The organism is Sorangium sp. So ce119, from assembly GCF_051524405.1.
In the GTDB taxonomy this organism is placed as follows: Bacteria; Myxococcota_A; Polyangia; order Polyangiales; family Polyangiaceae; genus Sorangium; species Sorangium cellulosum_G.
This window is the reverse complement of record NZ_CP150310.1, coordinates 8,508,119-8,523,363: the sequence shown is the minus strand read 5'-3', so window position 1 is coordinate 8,523,363 and position 15,245 is coordinate 8,508,119. Positions and strand designations below refer to the sequence as shown.

Genomic DNA, 15,245 nt, shown 5'->3' with positions numbered 1-15,245 from the left:
TTTGCGCGAATTAAAGCCAAGTGCGGGCGCCGGGAGGCGCAGGGCCAGCCCATCTTCAGCACGGAGGCCGCCACCGCCCTGGTGGACGTATCCGACGCGGACGACATCCTCACGACGTGGGAGTACGACGCCCTCGGGCGCGTGACCAAGCTGACGACGCCCTCCGATCAGGAGGACATCGGGCAGAACTTCGTCGAGACCCTTACGACCTACGGCTTCGGTCTGGACCAGGAGGGAGTCCTGCGCTTCCGCACCACGGTCACGGAGCCCGACGGCGGGATGACCGTTCAGCACCGTGACGTCATGGATCGCGTGGTCGAGATGATCGAGCGCGCGAATCCAGCGGATGGCACGCCGATCGTCACCCGGTACCGCTACAACCCCGTGAGCGACCTCGTCCAGGTCGAGGACGCTCATGGCAACGTCACGACCGCGACGTTCGACACGCTCGGGCGCATGGTGAGCCTGAACAGCCCTGACGCTGGGCTCATCGAGTGGGAGTACGACGCGAGCGGCAATCAGCGGACATGGGCCTTCCGCGGCGCCACACGCGAGATCATCTGGAACGAAGAGAACCTCGCGAGCGAGATCAAGCTCTTCAACCAGACCCGCTCGAAGAACCTCTACGATGGAGAGGGGCAGCGCGCGGTCTCGAAGCACGACGTCGTGGGCCAGGAAGAGACAGCGTACATCAGCCAGGACCTCACGATCCGCGACGGCCGCTACCTCACCAAGCACGTGTACGCGGGTGGGACGCAGCTCGCGTCCAAGATGGACAGCGCCTGGCTGAACCACCCGCCGACGCTGTACTTCCACACCGACCACCTCAGGAGCACGCAGTACTCGAGCAACGAAGAGCAGACGCTGATCCAGCACAACGAGTACTTCCCGAGCGGCGAGCTCTGGCGGGACGAGACCGATTCCCGCTACGAGCTGGCCCGCCGCTACACGTTCAGCGGCAAGGAGCTCGATATCGGCACCGGCCTCCACTACTTCGGCGCGCGCTACTACGACGGGCGCCAGAGCCAGTGGCTGAGCCCGGATCCGATGGTCGCGCAGTACTTCAGCGGGCAGCCCGCGCTCGGGGTCTACGCGCCGGTGAACCTCAGCTTGTACGCGTACGCGGGCAACAACCCCACGAACAATGTCGACCGCACCGGGCAGTACTTCGAGTCGGTATGGGACGGCATCAGCTTGGGGATGGGCATCGCATCCCTGGTCGACAACATAGCACAGCGCAAATGGGGAAGCGCCGCGATCGACGCCGGCGGCGTCATCCTCGACGGGGTCGCGATGGCCTTGCCCGTGGTGCCCGGCGGGGCGGGAGCCGCGATCCAGGGAGCTCGCGCCGCCGACAAGCTGAACGACATGCGCAAGGCCGTCGACTCGGGCGCGGACGCGGCCAAGGTCGTCGCCCAGCACGGTGACGAAGCTGCGGACGTCGGTCGGCGCATGGACGATGTCGCCGACCTAGGCAAGCAGGCCGACACCTGCTCCGGCAGCGGGTGCGGCGGTAAGGGAGTATGTTTCGTCGCCGGTACGGAGGTGACGACCTCGTCGGGGCTCGTGCCGATCGAGACCGTCTCGGTCGGCGACCGGGTGCTCACCTCGGACGGGCGGAGCGAGACGCTCGTCGACGAGAGCTGGCGGCTGGTCGAGCTCGAAATGCCGATCCGGGCGGGGGCGCGTGACACCATCCAGATCCGGCTGCTCAGGCCGCCCTCGTGGCTCGCGGCCCACGGCGTTGCGGAGGGGCGGACGGTCTGGCTGGCCTACGAGGAGATCTCGCTGGCCGGCGAGGCGCTCGTGAGGCACCTCGGGCCGGCCCCGCCGATCGCGGCCGTGCCTGGGCGGGTGGTGCTCAGCACGATCAACCAGACGGCGAACGACATCGTGCGCCTTCGCTTCCGCGGAGAGGGCGAGGTCATCGAGGCGACGGCATCGCACCGGTTCTATTCGGTCGATCGTGGCGACTGGGCGCGAGCAGACAACCTGAAGACGGGCGAGCATGTCAGGACCGCCTCCGGCACGCTTGCGGTTTCCGGTGTGGATGTGCTACCGAGTGTGCAGCGCGTCTTCAACCTGGAGGTCGAGTCCGAGCACGAGTACTTCGTCTCCGAACTCCGCGTTCTCAGCCACAACACCGAGCCGTGCGGTGGGGGAGCTGCAAGGGGTGCACCGAAAGCGGTCAATCTTCCAGCGTGGCGGAGCGTTGGCATAGACACAGCCCACATTGCCGAGCGCCACATCCCAGGGGGACCACTTACCTCAGGTCGCACCGTGTTTCCGGAGCACATGAGCACCAAGTCCGTCGAACGTGCGGTGCGGCAAGCATATCGCTATGGACAAAAAGTCGGCGGTCAGGGCGAACGGGTACTGATGCGGGGCCAATACGACAGCATCACTATCGAGATGTGGGTGAACACTACAACGAAGACCATCGAAACCGCCTATCCGGTATTCTGATGCAAACCATCGCGCTCAAGATCAACCCCAAGAACTCGGGGCGCTCGCAGGCAGGCGTCGTATGGGCCGGTCTGTGCGTGGACTTCGGCGGCCGAGCCTTTCCGGACCCCAGATGGAGCGATTTTGTAGTTGTCGTGCTCACGAGGTGGGTTGATGCGTTGACGATCCTTCTGCGCGGAAAGTCGCAGCGGCAGGAGGTGATGTTCATGGAGGGGCCCTTCGCGGTGGTCGTCGAAGTTACGACCGCAGGCGCGTGGCGATTTACTTGCGTCGAGCGCGGTCTCCGGAACGTGACGAAAGAGCAGGACACGATTGAGCCCAAGGAGTTGCTTGGCAGTGTCGTTTCTTGCGCCGAGGTTGCGTTGGCTCTCTGCCAATCCAATGATTGGTGGTCAGTCGACGCCGATGCATTGGATTGCGGTCTGCGTGCACTGAAGAAGGAAATTGCCATGAGGATCAACTGAAGTCGGAGCCCTCTGTGCCAACGTCGGGTGAGACAAGCTCCCCCTGGAAATCTGTGGTGAGAGGGCGGAGAATGGACCTGACCCGTGCCGAAGCCTTCCCATCTCCGATCCGTCGATCCTACCCCCGTCCCAGCGGCGCAGGGCGCTGCTCCCCGCCCGAGTGGCGCCGCCGTCGAGAGCGTGCCGAAGCCGGGCAAGAGGCGGAAGTTCTCGGCGGCGGAGAAGCTGCGCATCGTTCGCGCGGCGGCCGCGTGCACCCAGCGCGGGGACATCGAGGCGCTGCTGCGCCGCGAGGGCATCTACAGCTCCCTCCTGACGGCGTGGCGCAAGCAGCTCGCCCTTCACGGCAGCGAGGCTCTCGCGGGGCGCAAGCCCGGCCGCAAGCCGAAGCACGACGCGAAGGACCGGCGCATCGCCGAGCTCGAGAAGCGCTCGGCGCGGCTCGAGGAGAAGCTCGCGCTCGCTGAGAAGCTCATCGACCTCCAAAAAAAAGTCTCTGCCATTCTGGGCGTCAATCTCACGACCGACGAAGAGCGCTGATGGACGTCATCGAAGAGCTCGATGACCCGCACGTCCCCATCGCGCACGCGTGTGCGGCGCTCGGCGTCAGCCGCGCCACGCTCTACCGGCAGACCCAGCCCGCGAAGCCGCCCGCGCTGCCCGAGCCCGCTCCGAGCCCACGCCGGCTCAGTGACCCCGAGCGGCAAGCCGTGCTCGACGTGCTGCATAGCGAGGAGTTCGTCGACCAGCCCCCGCCGGAGGTCTACGCGACGCTGCTGTCGCGCGGCGTCTATCTCGCCTCCATCCGCACGATGTACCGGCTGCTCGCCGCCTCCGGCGAGAGCGGGGAGCGGCGCGCCCAGCGTGGACCGATGGCGCACGCCAAGCCGACGCTCACCGCCACGGCCCCCAACCAGATCTGGACGTGGGACATCACCAAGCTGCGCGGGCCGCTCCCTGGGGTCTTCTACTGCCTGTACGTCGTCCTCGACCTGTTCAGTCGCATGACCGTCGGCTGGCTGCTCGCCGAGCGCGAGAGCGCAGAGCTCGCCGAGCACCTGTTCGCAGAGACCGTCGCCCGCCACGGCGTTGAGCCCGGCTCGCTCACGGTGCACGCCGACCGCGGCTCCGCGATGCGGTCGGAGGGGCTCGCTCAGCTCCTCGGCTCGCTCGGCGTCGTTCGTAGCTTCAGCCGGCCTCACGTCAGCGACGACAACGCCTTCTCCGAGTCGCAGTTCAAGACGCTCAAGTACCAGCCAGACTATCCGGACCGCTTTGCCTCCCTGGCTCATGCACGAGCGTGGTGCCAGGAGTTCTTCAGCAGGTACAACGATCTTCACCAGCATTCTGGACTTGCGCTCTTCACACCTGCTGATGTATTCTACGGCCGAGTCGAAGATGTCGCGGCTCGGCGCCAGGTCGCCCTGGACGCGGCCTACGCCGCGCATCCGGAACGCTTCCCGAACGGGTCACCCGTCGTGCGCAGGCCGCCCGCTTCGGTAGCCATCAACCCGCTGTCCGTTGACGATGCTGCCGGAGAGGCCGCGGCGCCGACACACACGGCCACGACCAGCGCCGCGCCCGAACCTGGCGCCACGCCCACTGCCGTGCCCGGCCGCCCCGACCTCGACCGGGTGCTGCCCAGAGCCGGAACGCGCCCCTCAGCGCGATCCACTCATAGGATTCTCGTCCGGCCTGTCTCAAACCTGTTGGCATTCTCCGGTGCGACATGGAGGCGGCCGTGTCGACATCGATCTCCGAGGTGAGAGACACTTCGACAAGGCGAGCGGTGAGCAGAACGACACTCCCCACGTGCACGAATTGACGGCGCATGTCGATCCCGAACGGTCAAAGAAGCTTGGGCCCAAGACCACTCGACCGGCCACCAAGCGCGACATCAGGACGGCGGGCGATCTGGCCCGACGGGAAGGATTGCTGCGCCAGGAGACGGCGATGGAGAGGGACACGTTAACCTGGCTTCAACAATGGTACCGTTCGCGATGCGATGGGCAGTGGGAGCACCAGAGCGGAATTCGGGTTGAGACGTTGGACAACCCGGGATGGTCCGTCGTGGCTGACGTGGGTGATGTTGAGGTGTCCGCGCCCGTCTCGGAAGAGAGAAGTGATGAGGACTGGGTACGATGTGATGTGAAGGATGGACGCTTCCATGGCTATGGTGGGCCCGGTAATCTCCAGGAAATCCTGGAGATCCTCCGGGCGTGGATCCGCACATCGAACGGGTGACCTGCCCCGAGGGGCGGAGATCGTTCCCGGACAGAAGAGCCAAAAGGGGCGTATCCCCTCCGAGGAGCAAGCCCTGGTCCGGAGGCTACAACCTCTCCCCTGGTCCTGTTCGCTGGCCTTTAAGGCTCGCGCAAGCCGGTCGGTGCCCAACTACCGTAGGTTCGTGGAAGAGACCGGGTGGGGGATATCAGGCCCATGATTCGTGCATCCCCAACCCCCCTCAGCCCTCACTCCCCCCGCGCTTCCCGTCCAGCCGCGCCAGCACCGCCCGCGGCGACATCGTCGCCCGGTACACGTAGATCTCCCCCGCGTCGTCCTCCCCCAGGACCTCCTCGCTCACGCGGAGCTGCTTGCCGACCGCCAGCAGGATCCTCGCCGGAAACCCCTTCCGGATCAGCTCGACGCGCCGCCACACCGCAGCTCGGCTCCAGAAGCCGAACGCCTCCAGATAGACCTCCTCCCCGGTCTCCGCGTTCTGGAACACGAGGTCCGGGACGCACACCACCTCTCCCGGCAACGCGAACAGCCGCTCGTTCTGCGCCACGCTCCACGGCGACCCGAGCTTCCTGAACCCCTCGCAGAACGCCGTCAGCTCCGGCGTCGTCTCCGCGAGCTCGCGCCCGTGGTACACGAGCCCGTCCGCCGGGCCGATCTCGACGGCGAACGGCTCCTTGTCGCGCCCCCAGCGCAGGTCGGCGCGCAGCCGGAACGAGGCGCACGAGAGCACCGACGGCAGGAACATCGCCAGCCGCAGCCCGTAACGCTGGACCGCGTCGAACAGGCTGAACGGGCCGTCGAGCGAGATCGTGTAGCCCGAGCCCGGATCGCCCTGCACCACGTGGATCAACCCGTGAAACCGCGCCGCCCGGAAGATCTTCCGGTACCGCGCGGCGCTCTCCCCGTCGACGCGGATCGTCACCTGCGTCGCCCGCAGCAAGATCGACTGCGCCAGCGCCAGGTTGTACCGATCCAGCAGGATCTCGGGCGCGTCCGCCGCCGCGCGCCGGAGGATCTCGGCGCCGCGCAGGTCGGCGTAGAGCCCCGCCTCGATCGCCGCCGGCGTCGTGCCGAGCCGGGCGGCCACCTCGTCGAGCACCGCCGCCCGATCGAAGCGGGCGCGCACGTCGAGCGCGCGGTGCGCCGCCGCCGCCGCGTGGAACAGCTCGCGCCGCAGCGCCTCGGGGTCGACGCCCTCCTGCACCTCGTACTCGCAGCCGTCCTCGAGCACCTTCCTCAGCCCGAGCGCGGCGACGCGATCCCGCGCGGGCACCTCCACCGCGTCGAGCGCGGCCTCCACCTCGTCGCGGCTCTCGCCCACCCGCTGCGACAGGATGTCGAGGTACGCGCGCGCGACAGGGAGCAGCCGCTCGGCCGCCGCGCCGCGGAGGTACTGCGGGACGACGAGCCCGCCCCGGCGGCGGACCCGGACGAGGTCACTGGTAAGCAACGTGCTCCCGGCGCTTGTCGCTCACCCGCTGCTCGCCCGTGCCCAGCGCCACGAGCTCGTAGAGGATCGCCGTCTTGTTCTCGCTCCGGCGCAGGATGCGGCCGAGCCGCTGGACGTGCTCCCGCACCGAGCCGCTGCCCGACAGGACGATCGCGACGTTGGCCTCGGGCACGTTCACCCCCTCGTTCAGCACCTTCGACGTGACCACCGCCGACAGCGCGCCGCGGTTGAACGCCTCGAGGATCGCGCTGCGCTCCTTCACCTTGGTCTGGTGCGTGATCGCCGGCAGCAGGAACTGCCGCGAGATCTGGTAGACCGTGGCGTTGTCCTCGGTGAAGACCAGCGTGCGGTCGGCCCGGTGCGCGTGGAGCAGCCGGGCGAGGACGTCGATCTTGCCGGGCGCGCACAGCGCCAGACTCCGCTGGCGCCGGTACGCCTCGAAGGCCCGGCGGCCCGCGTCGGATTGCGAGCTCAGCAGGATGAATTGCCCCCACCCCTCGGGCATGCGGATGCCGTTCGCGCGCAGAAAGCCGATGTACACGGCGCGGTCGGCCTCGTACGCGGCGCGCTCGCCGTCCGAGAGCGGCACCTCGAGCCGGACGACATCGTAGGCCGCCAGGTACTGCCCGGAGAGCTCGGTGATCTCCCGCCGGAAGACGATCGGACCGATGAGGTCGTCGTAACCGCGGCCGTCGGTGCGCTCGGGGGTCGCCGTGAGGCCGAGGCGGAAGGGCGCGAGGCACATCTTCGCGGCGAGCGCGTACGAGGGGCTCGGCAGGTGGTGGCACTCGTCGAAGATCACGAGGCCGAAGCGCGCGCCGAGCCGGTCCATGTGCAGGTGCGCCGAGTCGTAGGTCGTCACCGTCAGGTCGAGGACGTCGTGATAGCCGCCGCCGAGCAGGCCGATCGGGACGCCGAACGCGGCCGAGAGCCCGTCGTACCACTGGTTCAGGAGGTCGAGCGTCGGGACGACCACGAGCGTGCTGCGCTGCCGCGCGGCGATCGCGAGCGTCGCGACGAACGTCTTGCCCGCGCCCGTGGGGAGCACGACGACCCCGCGGCTGCGGCGCGCGGCCCACGCCTCGAGCGCCTCGCGCTGGTAGGGAAACGGGTCGTGCTTGGCGAGCGGCGCGAGCGGGAGCGCCTCGTACCTGCGCGCGGCGTCCGTGAACGGGACGCCGCGCGCGCGGAGCCTCAGGACGAGCTCGGCGTAGTCGATCGCGGGCACGCGGTAGACGCGCTCGCGCGCGTCCCAGCGGCACGACGCGGGGAAGCACGCGGGGTCGAGCGGCGCGCCCTCGGCGGACGAGCCCGCGCCGTCGCCCTCAGGTGCCTCCGCGGGGCGCGCGTCGAGCTCGGAGGCGGCCGGCTCCAGCGCCGGCCGCGGGGCGGTGCCTTCGATGCGGAGGGTGCCGCCCTGGAAGGTCAGGACGATCGGCGCTGTGCGGACCGGCTCGGTCATCGGCGCGCTCTTTTGCCGCGAGCAGGGCGGCGTGCCAAGCGGAGAGAGCGGCGGTCACGCCAGCATGGCGGTCAGGCCAGCTCGGCCGGCATGATCGAGGCGCCGCGGATCGGCGCGCGGTAACGTACCCACACGAGGGGGGACTCGTGCAGGGTGACCGTGAGGGCGGTGCCGGCGTTCACAGGGAGCTTGCGGCCGAGCTCGCGGTGGATGTGGCGCGCGATGAGCTCCGGCGTCGAGCGCTTCCCCTCGAACGCGGGGTGCTCGTCGAGGTTGCGGTAATCGATCTCGGCGAGCACGCCGCGCAGGCTGTCTCGCAGCACGCTCGTCTCGAGGACCTGGCCGAGGGGCGAGAGCTCCTCGCGGTCCACCTCCACGGTGACAGTGTAGGTCGCGCCGTGCAGGCGCTGCGCAGGGCCGAACTGCTCCCCCTTCAGGCTGTGGGCCACCATGATGTGATCGCGGACGCCGACCGTGTACATGCCCGCACTATACTCGTCGTCACGGCGCCCGAGGGAGATCCCAATCGCCTGTCGCCGCGCGCGGGAGTAAGGTGCGGACGGTTCCCCGTGAGCCCTACGCCGGGGAGCGGGCGGGTCCGTGCGGGACGCAGTGACCGGTTGACCGTTGAGAGGGAGGATCGCGGATGAACAGCGAAGCGAGCGTGCTGGCCCCAGGGTTCCTCATCGCGTCGCCGCCCCTGGGCGATCCGAACTTCGACAAGACGGTCGTGCTGCTGGCGGTGCACAGCGAGGGCGGGGCGCTCGGGTTCGTGGTGAACCGGCCGGCGCCGATGACCCTCGGGGAGCTCCTGTCGTTCGCGGGCTACGGCAGCGACCTGAAGGATCCGGCGCCGGTTTACCTCGGCGGGCCGGTCCAGCCGAGCTCGGGGTGGATCCTGTGCCTCGACCCGGCGCTCGGGGCCGAGGAGTCGGGCGTGATCCCGGTGGGCTCCCGGGTGCGCGTCACGTCGTCGCGGACCGCGTTCGACGCGCTCGCGGCCGACGCGGTGCGCGGCGCGGCCGCCGAGGACCCGCGGCGCAGGACGGTGCTCCTCGGCTACAGCGGGTGGGGGCCCGGGCAGCTCGAGCGCGAGATCGCCGCCGGCGCGTGGCTGCCGGTGCCCCTCGACGAGGGGGTCCTGTTCGACGTGGACGCGGACCGGCGCTGGGAACAGGCGTATGCGCTGCTCGGGCTGAGCCCGATCGAGGTCATGACGATGCGTACTATCGGCGAGGCGTGAGGCGGATTGACGCGGGGACCGCAAGGACGAACCTTGCGGAGCGCGTCAAGGACACGCAGGGGGCCGCGCCGGGCTTCGCCGCCTCCGGCCCATCTGGCCAGCACACGAACCGAGAGGAAACGTCATGGAGATCAATATCGGCATCGACGCGAAGAACCGCGAGCAAATCGGGACGGGGCTGGGCCGTGTGCTCGCCGACACCTATACGCTGTACCTCAAGACGCACAACTTCCACTGGAACGTCACAGGGCCCATGTTCCAGACGCTCCACCTCATGTTCGAGCAGCAGTACAACGAGCTGGCGCTCGCCGTGGACCTCATCGCCGAGCGCATCCGCGCCCTCGGCCTCCCGGCGCCGGGCACGTACAAGCAGTTCGTGGCGCTCTCCTCCATCAAGGAAGAGGACGGCATCCCCAAGGCGACCGACATGATCAGGCGCCTCGTCGAGGGGCACGAGACCGTGGCGCGCACCGCGCGCGAGATCTTCCCCGTGGCCGAGTCGGCCAGCGATGAGCCGACCTGCGATCTCCTCACCCAGCGGCTCCAGATCCACGAGAAGACCGCGTGGATGCTGCGCAGCCTGCTCGAGTGACTCCCCACCTCGCGGCGCCCGCTGGCCGACGCGACCGCGCGGCGCGCTCAGCCAGGCGCGGAGGGCGCCGCCCGGCGGCTGCGCGGCAGGCGGAACCAGAAGCGGCTGCCGCGCCCGGGGTGGCTCTCGACGCCGACCTCGCCGCCGTGGGCCTCGACGATCTCCCGCACGATCATCAGCCCCAGCCCCGTCCCGCCGACGCTGTGGTCGGCGCGCCGGTAACGCTGGAACAGCGTGTCCGCGACCTCCGGCGCGACGCCGACGCCCGTGTCCTCGAGCGAGATCTCCACGTGGCGCGGCGCCACCTCGACGCGCGCCGCGATCGAGCCGCCCGGGGGCGTGAACTTGATGGCGTTGCCGATCAGGTTGGAGAGCACCTGGGCGATGCGCCGCCGATCGCCGAGCACCGCGGCGCCCTCGCAGCGGGACGGCCCGGAGAAGGTGTGGCCCTTCTTGTCGAGCAGCGGGCGGAAGTCCTCGACCGTGTCCGCGATCAGGCGCACCACGTCGACATCCTTGCGTTCCATGCGGTGCTTCGCGTCCTCGAGGCTCGCGAGCTCCAGGAAATCGTTGATCATGAACACCAGCGATCGCAGGCGCCCGTCGAGCTTCTGGACGTCCTCGAGCAGGGAAGGGGTCCTCGCGAGATCCTCGCAGTCGAGCATGTTGGCGATCCGCAGCGTCATCGCGTTCAGCGGCGTGCGCAGGTCGTGCGCGATCATCGAGTAGAAATCGAGCCGCCGCTCGTCGAGCAGGCGCCGCTCGGTGACGTCGCGCAGCGAGACGATCGTGCTCGAGGCGGCCCCCCCCGGGAGCACCCGCAAGGTCGGTGAGAAGACCCGGCTGCGGATCTCCACGTCGGGAGTGGGAAACGTGGACTCGCCGCTGAACAGCTCCGGCTCGTTCACGGGGAGGCCGGGGATCAGCTCCGAGATCGACCTCCCGATCACGGCGTCAGGCGCGACGCCGAGCGCGATGACGGCCTCGTCGTTCACGAAGCTCAGGGACCCCTGCGCGTCGATGACGAGCAGCGGGTCGGGGGCCGTCTCGAGCAGCCTCCGATTCGCCGCCTCGGCCTGCTCCGCGCGCTCGAGCAGCGCCCGCGCGCGGAGCAGGGACGCGACGCGCGCGCGCAGCTCCTCGTCCTCGTAAGGCTTCGCGAGGTAGTCGTTGGCGCCCGCGGAGAGCCCCTCGACGATCTGATCGGTGTGGCGATGCGCGGTGAGCAGCAAGATACCGAGCTTCTGGGCCCCCACGTGCTCGGAGCGCAGGAATCGGCATACCTCGAGGCCGCTCACGCCCGGCATGATCCAGTCGAGGATCATCACGTCCGGCGCCGCGCAGGAGGAGAACCGCTCGAGCGCCGTGGACCCGTCGAGGAGCACCTCCACGTCGTGCTCGTCGGCGAGCACGCGACGCGCCCGCTCGGCGTCGAGAGGGCTGTCGTCGACCACCCAGACGCGGCGTCGCGCGGGACGGATGCTCATTCGGCCGCAATCCTAGTAGGTGAAGGTGGGCAGCGTCAATGTGCCCCCGGGCGCTGAGCCCTTGGCGGGCGCGGGCGCGCGAGCGTTCATGACCGGACGGACACAGCAAGTGTCGCGCGAGGCGAAGGGCAGAGCGCCGGATCAGCGCCGGGAGTGCACGAGGAAGCCGTCGCGATCGATCGCGACCGAGCGCTCCTTCAGGAGGCGGCCGACGGCGCGCTTGAACGCCTTCTTGCTCAGGCCGAAGAGCGCCCGGATCTCCTCGGGGCTCGACCGGTCGCCGACCCTCGGCGCGCCCGGGCGCGAGAGCCGCCCAAGGATCTTCTGCGCGTCGTTCTCGACCTCTTCGTGCGCGTGGCCGCGCAGCGACAGCTCGATCTTCCCGTCGGGCAGCACGCTGGTCACGCGGAACCGCGCCGCCTCGCCGCGCGAGAGCGCGTGCGGCTCGTCCGCGGGGACGAGGCCGACGAACCTGCGCTCGATGATGACGAAGAGGCCGAGATCCGGCTCGTTGCGCCACGCCTCGCCCTCGACCCACTCGTCCAGCTCGAAATCGCCGCTGTCGCGCAGCATCTCGCTCACGCGCATCGTCCCGGCGAGGCGCCCGGTCCTGTCCACGAGGAGCCCCACCGGGTGCCGCTGGCCGATGCGCAGGTCGCGGGTCTGCTCCGCGCGCGGCACGAGCAGCTCTTTCGGCAATCCCCAGTCGACGAACGCGCCGAACGGCGCCACGTCGGTCACCTCGAGAAAGGCGACCTCGCCGAGCGTGAGCCGCGGCCGGCGCGCGGTCGCGATGGGGCGATCCTCCGAGTCGAGGTGCACGAACACCTCGAGCGCGTCTCCCTCCGTCGCGCCCTCGGGCACCTCGCCGCCCGGCAGGAGGAGCACCGGCGCGTTCGGGCGGAGGTCGTCCGGATCGGGCGAGAGGAAGGCGCCTGGCGGGCCGAACCGCCGTATCGGCAAGGTCACCACGCGTCCGAGCAGGTCGTCGTAGGGCATCGGCGCGCAGTCTTGCACAGCCCGGGCGGAGCGTCGCCGCGGTCCCGTGGCGGCGGCGTGGTAGCGGGGGCATCGCCGGCGGAATGGGTTGACACCGGCGGCGGGGAGGGATGAGCCTGCTGCGCCATGGGGAGCGGCAGTCGGGCGAAGGCCGGGTGGATCGGCGCGATGGGAGCAGTCGCCCTCGGCGCCGGGTGCGCGGACCTCCTCGGCGCCGACTGGGGGCGGTACGCGCGCGGCGCGGGAGGCGGCGGCGCTGGAGGGGGTGACAGCGCGGGAGGCCTCGGCGGCGGGGCGAGCGGAGGGGGAGATACGGGCCCGGGCGGATCGGGCGGCAGCGGCGATGGCGGCCAGGGCGGCAGCGGCGATGGCGGCCAGGGCGGCAGCGGCGATGGCGGCCAGGGCGGCAGCGCCGCCGGGGCGGGCGGAGAGGGGGCCCATGGCACGTCTTTCTCCCTGAGCTGCGCCATGCTGGACGTGCGGTGCGGGCCGGACAGGACGAGCTGCTGTGACAGCAAGCGGGTGGACGGCGGCGCTTACGACAGGAGCTATGAGGGCGTATCGGAGCCCGCCGGCGCGCGCCGGGCGGTCGTGAGCAGCTTCCGGCTGGATACCTACGAGATCACGGTCGGTCGGTTCCTCGCGTTCATCGAGGTGGGGAAGGGGACGCAGGCGGATCCGCCGGAGGACAACGCAGGAGAGCACCCGGCGCTGCCCGGGAGCGGGTGGCGCTCCGCATGGAACGGGCGCCTCGCGGTGGACTACGCCACGCTGCGGAGCGGGCTGATCGCCTGCCACCCCGAGAGCTGCGGAGATCTCGGCGACCGCTGCGTGACGTGGAATCACGAGGACGTGGCTGCCGACGACGAGACGCTGCCGATGAACTGCATCACGTGGTACGAGGCCATGGCCTTCTGCGCCTGGGATGGCGGGCGCTTGCCGACCGAGGCGGAGTGGAACTACGCGGCGGCGGGCGGCGAGGAGCAGAGAGCTTACCCGTGGGGCGACACGTTCGAGCAGAACCGCGTGCTCAGCAACTGCGTCGGCGATGGAGACCCAGGTCACTGCACCCTCGACGACTTCTTGCCGGTCGGTTCGCGGTCGACCCGCGGGGATGGACGGTGGGGGCAAGCGGACCTGGCGGGGAGCCTCCTCGAATGGACGCTGGACGGGTTCAGCACGCGGTTTCAGACCTCGTGCGAGGGCTGCACGTCCTGCGACGACTGCGCGAACCTGTCCGACGCCGGAGACCGGGTCATGCGCGGCGGGTCCTTCGAAGATCCAGCGGTGCAGCTCCGCACGAGCTTTCGACTCGACGGCGACCCCGCCGGCCGTTACTACGGCATCGGCGCGCGGTGCGCGAGGGATCCGTGAATCAAGGGGTGGTGCGACCCTTCCTGCGATGCGCCGCCCGTCGTTGAAGCGGCTCGCGCTCACCGCCGGTCTCCTTTTCGTCGGCCCCGTCGTCGTGGCGCACGGCCGCGTCTGGCTCGACGGCGCGGCGCCCTCGGAGAGCGCCGGCAGCCCGGCGCAGGGGCGCCTCGCGCACGGGCACCCGCTCCCGCCCTCGGGGCCGGGCCACGTGACGTATTCGTACCTGGGAGCGAGCCTCGGGCGCCAGTACGTGCACGGCGCGGTGCGCGACGCGCTGCTCGACGCGTTCGCCGCGGTCGCGGCCGCGAGGCCCGGGCGCCGCTTCGTCGTGGGGGAGACGGGCCACCGGCGGGGCGGCCCGTTCTGGCCGCATCGCACGCACCAGAACGGGCTGAGCGCGGACATCTTCGTCCCGCTGCGCGACGGCGCGGGGCGGCCCGCGGACGTCGCCACGTACCCCTGGAACAAGCTCGGTTATGGCCTCGAGTTCGACGCGCAGGGCCGCCGCGGGGACCTGGCGATCGATTTCGACGACCTCGCGCGGCTCCTGTCGGCGCTCGACGAGAAGGCGAGATCCAGGGGGCTCCGCGTCCATCGCATCATCCTCGCGCCGGAGTACGTGCCGCTGCTCCTCGCGAGCCCCGCGGGCCGCGCGCTGGGCCCGCTCTCCGGGGCGATCCTCCGGAGCCAGGTCTGGTGGCGCCACGACGAGCACGTGCACATCGATTTCGCGGTCCGCGACCCGCGCTGAACGGCCGCGCTGGCGCGGAGCACGGGGGCATCGCGCCCTTGCCCAGCCCGTTGATCATGACGTGGCTCGCGATCCGCTGCGTCCCGGCGCTCAGGCAAAGCGCGTGCTCGCCGCCATCCCGTGAATGGCCGCAAAACCGCGATCGATCAACGCGATGAACGCAGCGTTCGCCTTCTTCGCCGAGCCTCCGCGCTCGAACACGCGGATGGCTTCGCCGTACGCCGTGCGCCACGTCAGCACGACCATGCCGGCGACGAGCCGCGCGATGCCATCGGGCTTCGGACCAGCGAGCTCGACCGCGAGCGCCTCGACCGTCTCATCCCCGATTTCGCGGAGGCGCGCCTTGAGCGACGGGCTCGCCGCGACGACGCGCCGCCAGCCGACCGTCTGGCTGTCGATGCGAGCGAACGGATGTTTCTGCTCGCACAGCCTGTCGACGAGGCGGCGGAGCGCGTCGATCGGCGACTGCCCTTGCGGCCTCTCGCCGATTGCCTCGCGCAAGAGCCGCTTCACCTCGTCCTCGCGATCCAGGAGGAGGTCCTCCTTGCGCGCGAAGTAGTTGAACACCGTCATCTTGGAGACACGGGCGGCGGCGGCGATCTCCTCGACCGTCACCGCGTCGAAGCCGCGCGCGAAGAACATCGCCGTCGCGACGTCGGAGATCCGCTGCCTGGTCTCGCGCTTCTTGCTTTCCCGGAGCTCGCCCATGGATCGAA

The 15,245-nt window shown here is 69.9% G+C and carries 15 protein-coding genes; 9 read left to right on the top strand and 6 right to left on the bottom strand.

Annotated elements, in window-relative coordinates:
- Window positions 1-81: 81 nt before the first annotated feature.
- The 5 genes from WME76_RS32215 to WME76_RS32195 all read left to right on the top strand — a co-directional run bounded on the left by WME76_RS32215 (window position 82) and on the right by WME76_RS32195 (window position 5,174).
- Complete coding sequence (locus WME76_RS32215) at window positions 82-2,466, top strand: RHS repeat-associated core domain-containing protein (protein ID WP_437956071.1); 2,385 nt, start codon at window positions 82-84, stop codon at window positions 2,464-2,466.
- The gene (locus WME76_RS32210; RefSeq protein WP_437956070.1) at window positions 2,466-2,930 is read left to right on the top strand and encodes a hypothetical protein; all 465 of its coding nucleotides are present in this window, start codon (window positions 2,466-2,468) and stop codon (window positions 2,928-2,930) included. The genes WME76_RS32215 and WME76_RS32210 overlap by 1 nt, the downstream gene beginning before the upstream one ends.
- Window positions 2,931-3,110: 180 nt before the next feature.
- Window positions 3,111-3,470 carry a transposase gene (locus WME76_RS32205; protein WP_437955467.1) on the top strand — a complete coding sequence of 120 codons (360 nt, stop codon included), beginning with the start codon at window positions 3,111-3,113 and terminating at the stop codon, window positions 3,468-3,470.
- Complete coding sequence (locus tag WME76_RS32200; RefSeq protein WP_437956069.1) at window positions 3,470-4,696, top strand: IS3 family transposase; 1,227 nt, start codon at window positions 3,470-3,472, stop codon at window positions 4,694-4,696. The genes WME76_RS32205 and WME76_RS32200 overlap by 1 nt, the downstream gene beginning before the upstream one ends.
- A gap of 46 nt (window positions 4,697-4,742) precedes the next feature.
- Entirely contained in the window at window positions 4,743-5,174 is a 432-nt protein-coding gene (locus tag WME76_RS32195) for an immunity 53 family protein (RefSeq protein WP_437956068.1), read from the top strand.
- A gap of 220 nt (window positions 5,175-5,394) precedes the next feature.
- On the opposite strand, the gene WME76_RS32190 is transcribed toward WME76_RS32195, so the two are convergent.
- The 3 genes from WME76_RS32190 to WME76_RS32180 all read right to left on the bottom strand — a co-directional run bounded on the left by WME76_RS32190 (window position 5,395) and on the right by WME76_RS32180 (window position 8,565).
- Window positions 5,395-6,621 (bottom strand): DUF790 family protein, encoded by a 1,227-nt coding sequence (locus WME76_RS32190; RefSeq protein ID WP_437956067.1) that lies wholly within the window; start codon window positions 6,619-6,621, stop codon window positions 5,395-5,397.
- A complete protein-coding gene (locus tag WME76_RS32185) occupies window positions 6,608-8,083 on the bottom strand; it encodes a DEAD/DEAH box helicase (RefSeq protein ID WP_437956066.1) in 1,476 nt (491 codons plus the stop codon). Before WME76_RS32185 ends, WME76_RS32190 begins: the two co-directional genes overlap by 14 nt.
- 71 nt (window positions 8,084-8,154) lie before the next feature.
- The gene (locus WME76_RS32180) at window positions 8,155-8,565 is read right to left on the bottom strand and encodes a 6-pyruvoyl trahydropterin synthase family protein (protein WP_061615087.1); all 411 of its coding nucleotides are present in this window, start codon (window positions 8,563-8,565) and stop codon (window positions 8,155-8,157) included.
- A 164-nt stretch (window positions 8,566-8,729) separates the two neighbouring features.
- On the opposite strand from WME76_RS32180, the gene WME76_RS32175 reads away from it, so the two are divergent.
- Complete coding sequence (locus WME76_RS32175) at window positions 8,730-9,326, top strand: YqgE/AlgH family protein (RefSeq protein WP_437956065.1); 597 nt, start codon at window positions 8,730-8,732, stop codon at window positions 9,324-9,326.
- Between the two features lie 124 nt (window positions 9,327-9,450).
- Entirely contained in the window at window positions 9,451-9,918 is a 468-nt protein-coding gene (locus WME76_RS32170; RefSeq protein WP_437956064.1) for a Dps family protein, read from the top strand.
- Window positions 9,919-9,965: 47 nt separating this feature from the next.
- On the opposite strand, the gene WME76_RS32165 is transcribed toward WME76_RS32170, so the two are convergent.
- A complete protein-coding gene (locus WME76_RS32165; protein WP_437956063.1) occupies window positions 9,966-11,405 on the bottom strand; it encodes an ATP-binding response regulator in 1,440 nt (479 codons plus the stop codon).
- A gap of 141 nt (window positions 11,406-11,546) precedes the next feature.
- Window positions 11,547-12,404 carry a CvfB family protein gene (locus WME76_RS32160; protein WP_437956062.1) on the bottom strand — a complete coding sequence of 286 codons (858 nt, stop codon included), beginning with the start codon at window positions 12,402-12,404 and terminating at the stop codon, window positions 11,547-11,549.
- A gap of 168 nt (window positions 12,405-12,572) precedes the next feature.
- Here WME76_RS32160 and WME76_RS32155 point away from each other — a divergent pair, with 168 nt between their 5' ends.
- A complete protein-coding gene (locus WME76_RS32155) occupies window positions 12,573-13,778 on the top strand; it encodes a formylglycine-generating enzyme family protein (protein WP_437956061.1) in 1,206 nt (401 codons plus the stop codon).
- A 28-nt stretch (window positions 13,779-13,806) separates the two neighbouring features.
- Complete coding sequence (locus WME76_RS32150; RefSeq protein ID WP_437956060.1) at window positions 13,807-14,529, top strand: penicillin-insensitive murein endopeptidase; 723 nt, start codon at window positions 13,807-13,809, stop codon at window positions 14,527-14,529.
- Window positions 14,530-14,619: 90 nt separating this feature from the next.
- On the opposite strand, the gene WME76_RS32145 is transcribed toward WME76_RS32150, so the two are convergent.
- On the bottom strand, window positions 14,620-15,237 hold the full coding sequence (locus WME76_RS32145) for a TetR/AcrR family transcriptional regulator (RefSeq protein ID WP_437956059.1): 618 nt from the start codon (window positions 15,235-15,237) through the stop codon (window positions 14,620-14,622).
- Window positions 15,238-15,245: the final 8 nt, after the last annotated feature.

Excerpts from the sequence above, each read along its gene's own strand:
- WME76_RS32210 (WP_437956070.1), top strand. The coding sequence starts at position 2,466 with ATGCAAACCATCGCGCTCAAGATCAACCCCAAGAACTCGGGGCGCTCG.
- WME76_RS32200 (WP_437956069.1), top strand. The coding sequence starts at position 3,470 with ATGGACGTCATCGAAGAGCTCGATGACCCGCACGTCCCCATCGCGCAC.
- WME76_RS32185 (WP_437956066.1), bottom strand. The coding sequence starts at position 8,083 with ATGACCGAGCCGGTCCGCACAGCGCCGATCGTCCTGACCTTCCAGGGC.
- WME76_RS32180 (WP_061615087.1), bottom strand. The coding sequence starts at position 8,565 with ATGTACACGGTCGGCGTCCGCGATCACATCATGGTGGCCCACAGCCTG.
- WME76_RS32175 (WP_437956065.1), top strand. The coding sequence starts at position 8,730 with ATGAACAGCGAAGCGAGCGTGCTGGCCCCAGGGTTCCTCATCGCGTCG.
- WME76_RS32170 (WP_437956064.1), top strand. The coding sequence starts at position 9,451 with ATGGAGATCAATATCGGCATCGACGCGAAGAACCGCGAGCAAATCGGG.
- WME76_RS32165 (WP_437956063.1), bottom strand. The coding sequence starts at position 11,405 with ATGAGCATCCGTCCCGCGCGACGCCGCGTCTGGGTGGTCGACGACAGC.
- WME76_RS32160 (WP_437956062.1), bottom strand. The coding sequence starts at position 12,404 with ATGCCCTACGACGACCTGCTCGGACGCGTGGTGACCTTGCCGATACGG.
- WME76_RS32155 (WP_437956061.1), top strand. The coding sequence starts at position 12,573 with ATGGGAGCAGTCGCCCTCGGCGCCGGGTGCGCGGACCTCCTCGGCGCC.
- WME76_RS32150 (WP_437956060.1), top strand. The coding sequence starts at position 13,807 with ATGCGCCGCCCGTCGTTGAAGCGGCTCGCGCTCACCGCCGGTCTCCTT.
- WME76_RS32145 (WP_437956059.1), bottom strand. The coding sequence starts at position 15,237 with ATGGGCGAGCTCCGGGAAAGCAAGAAGCGCGAGACCAGGCAGCGGATC.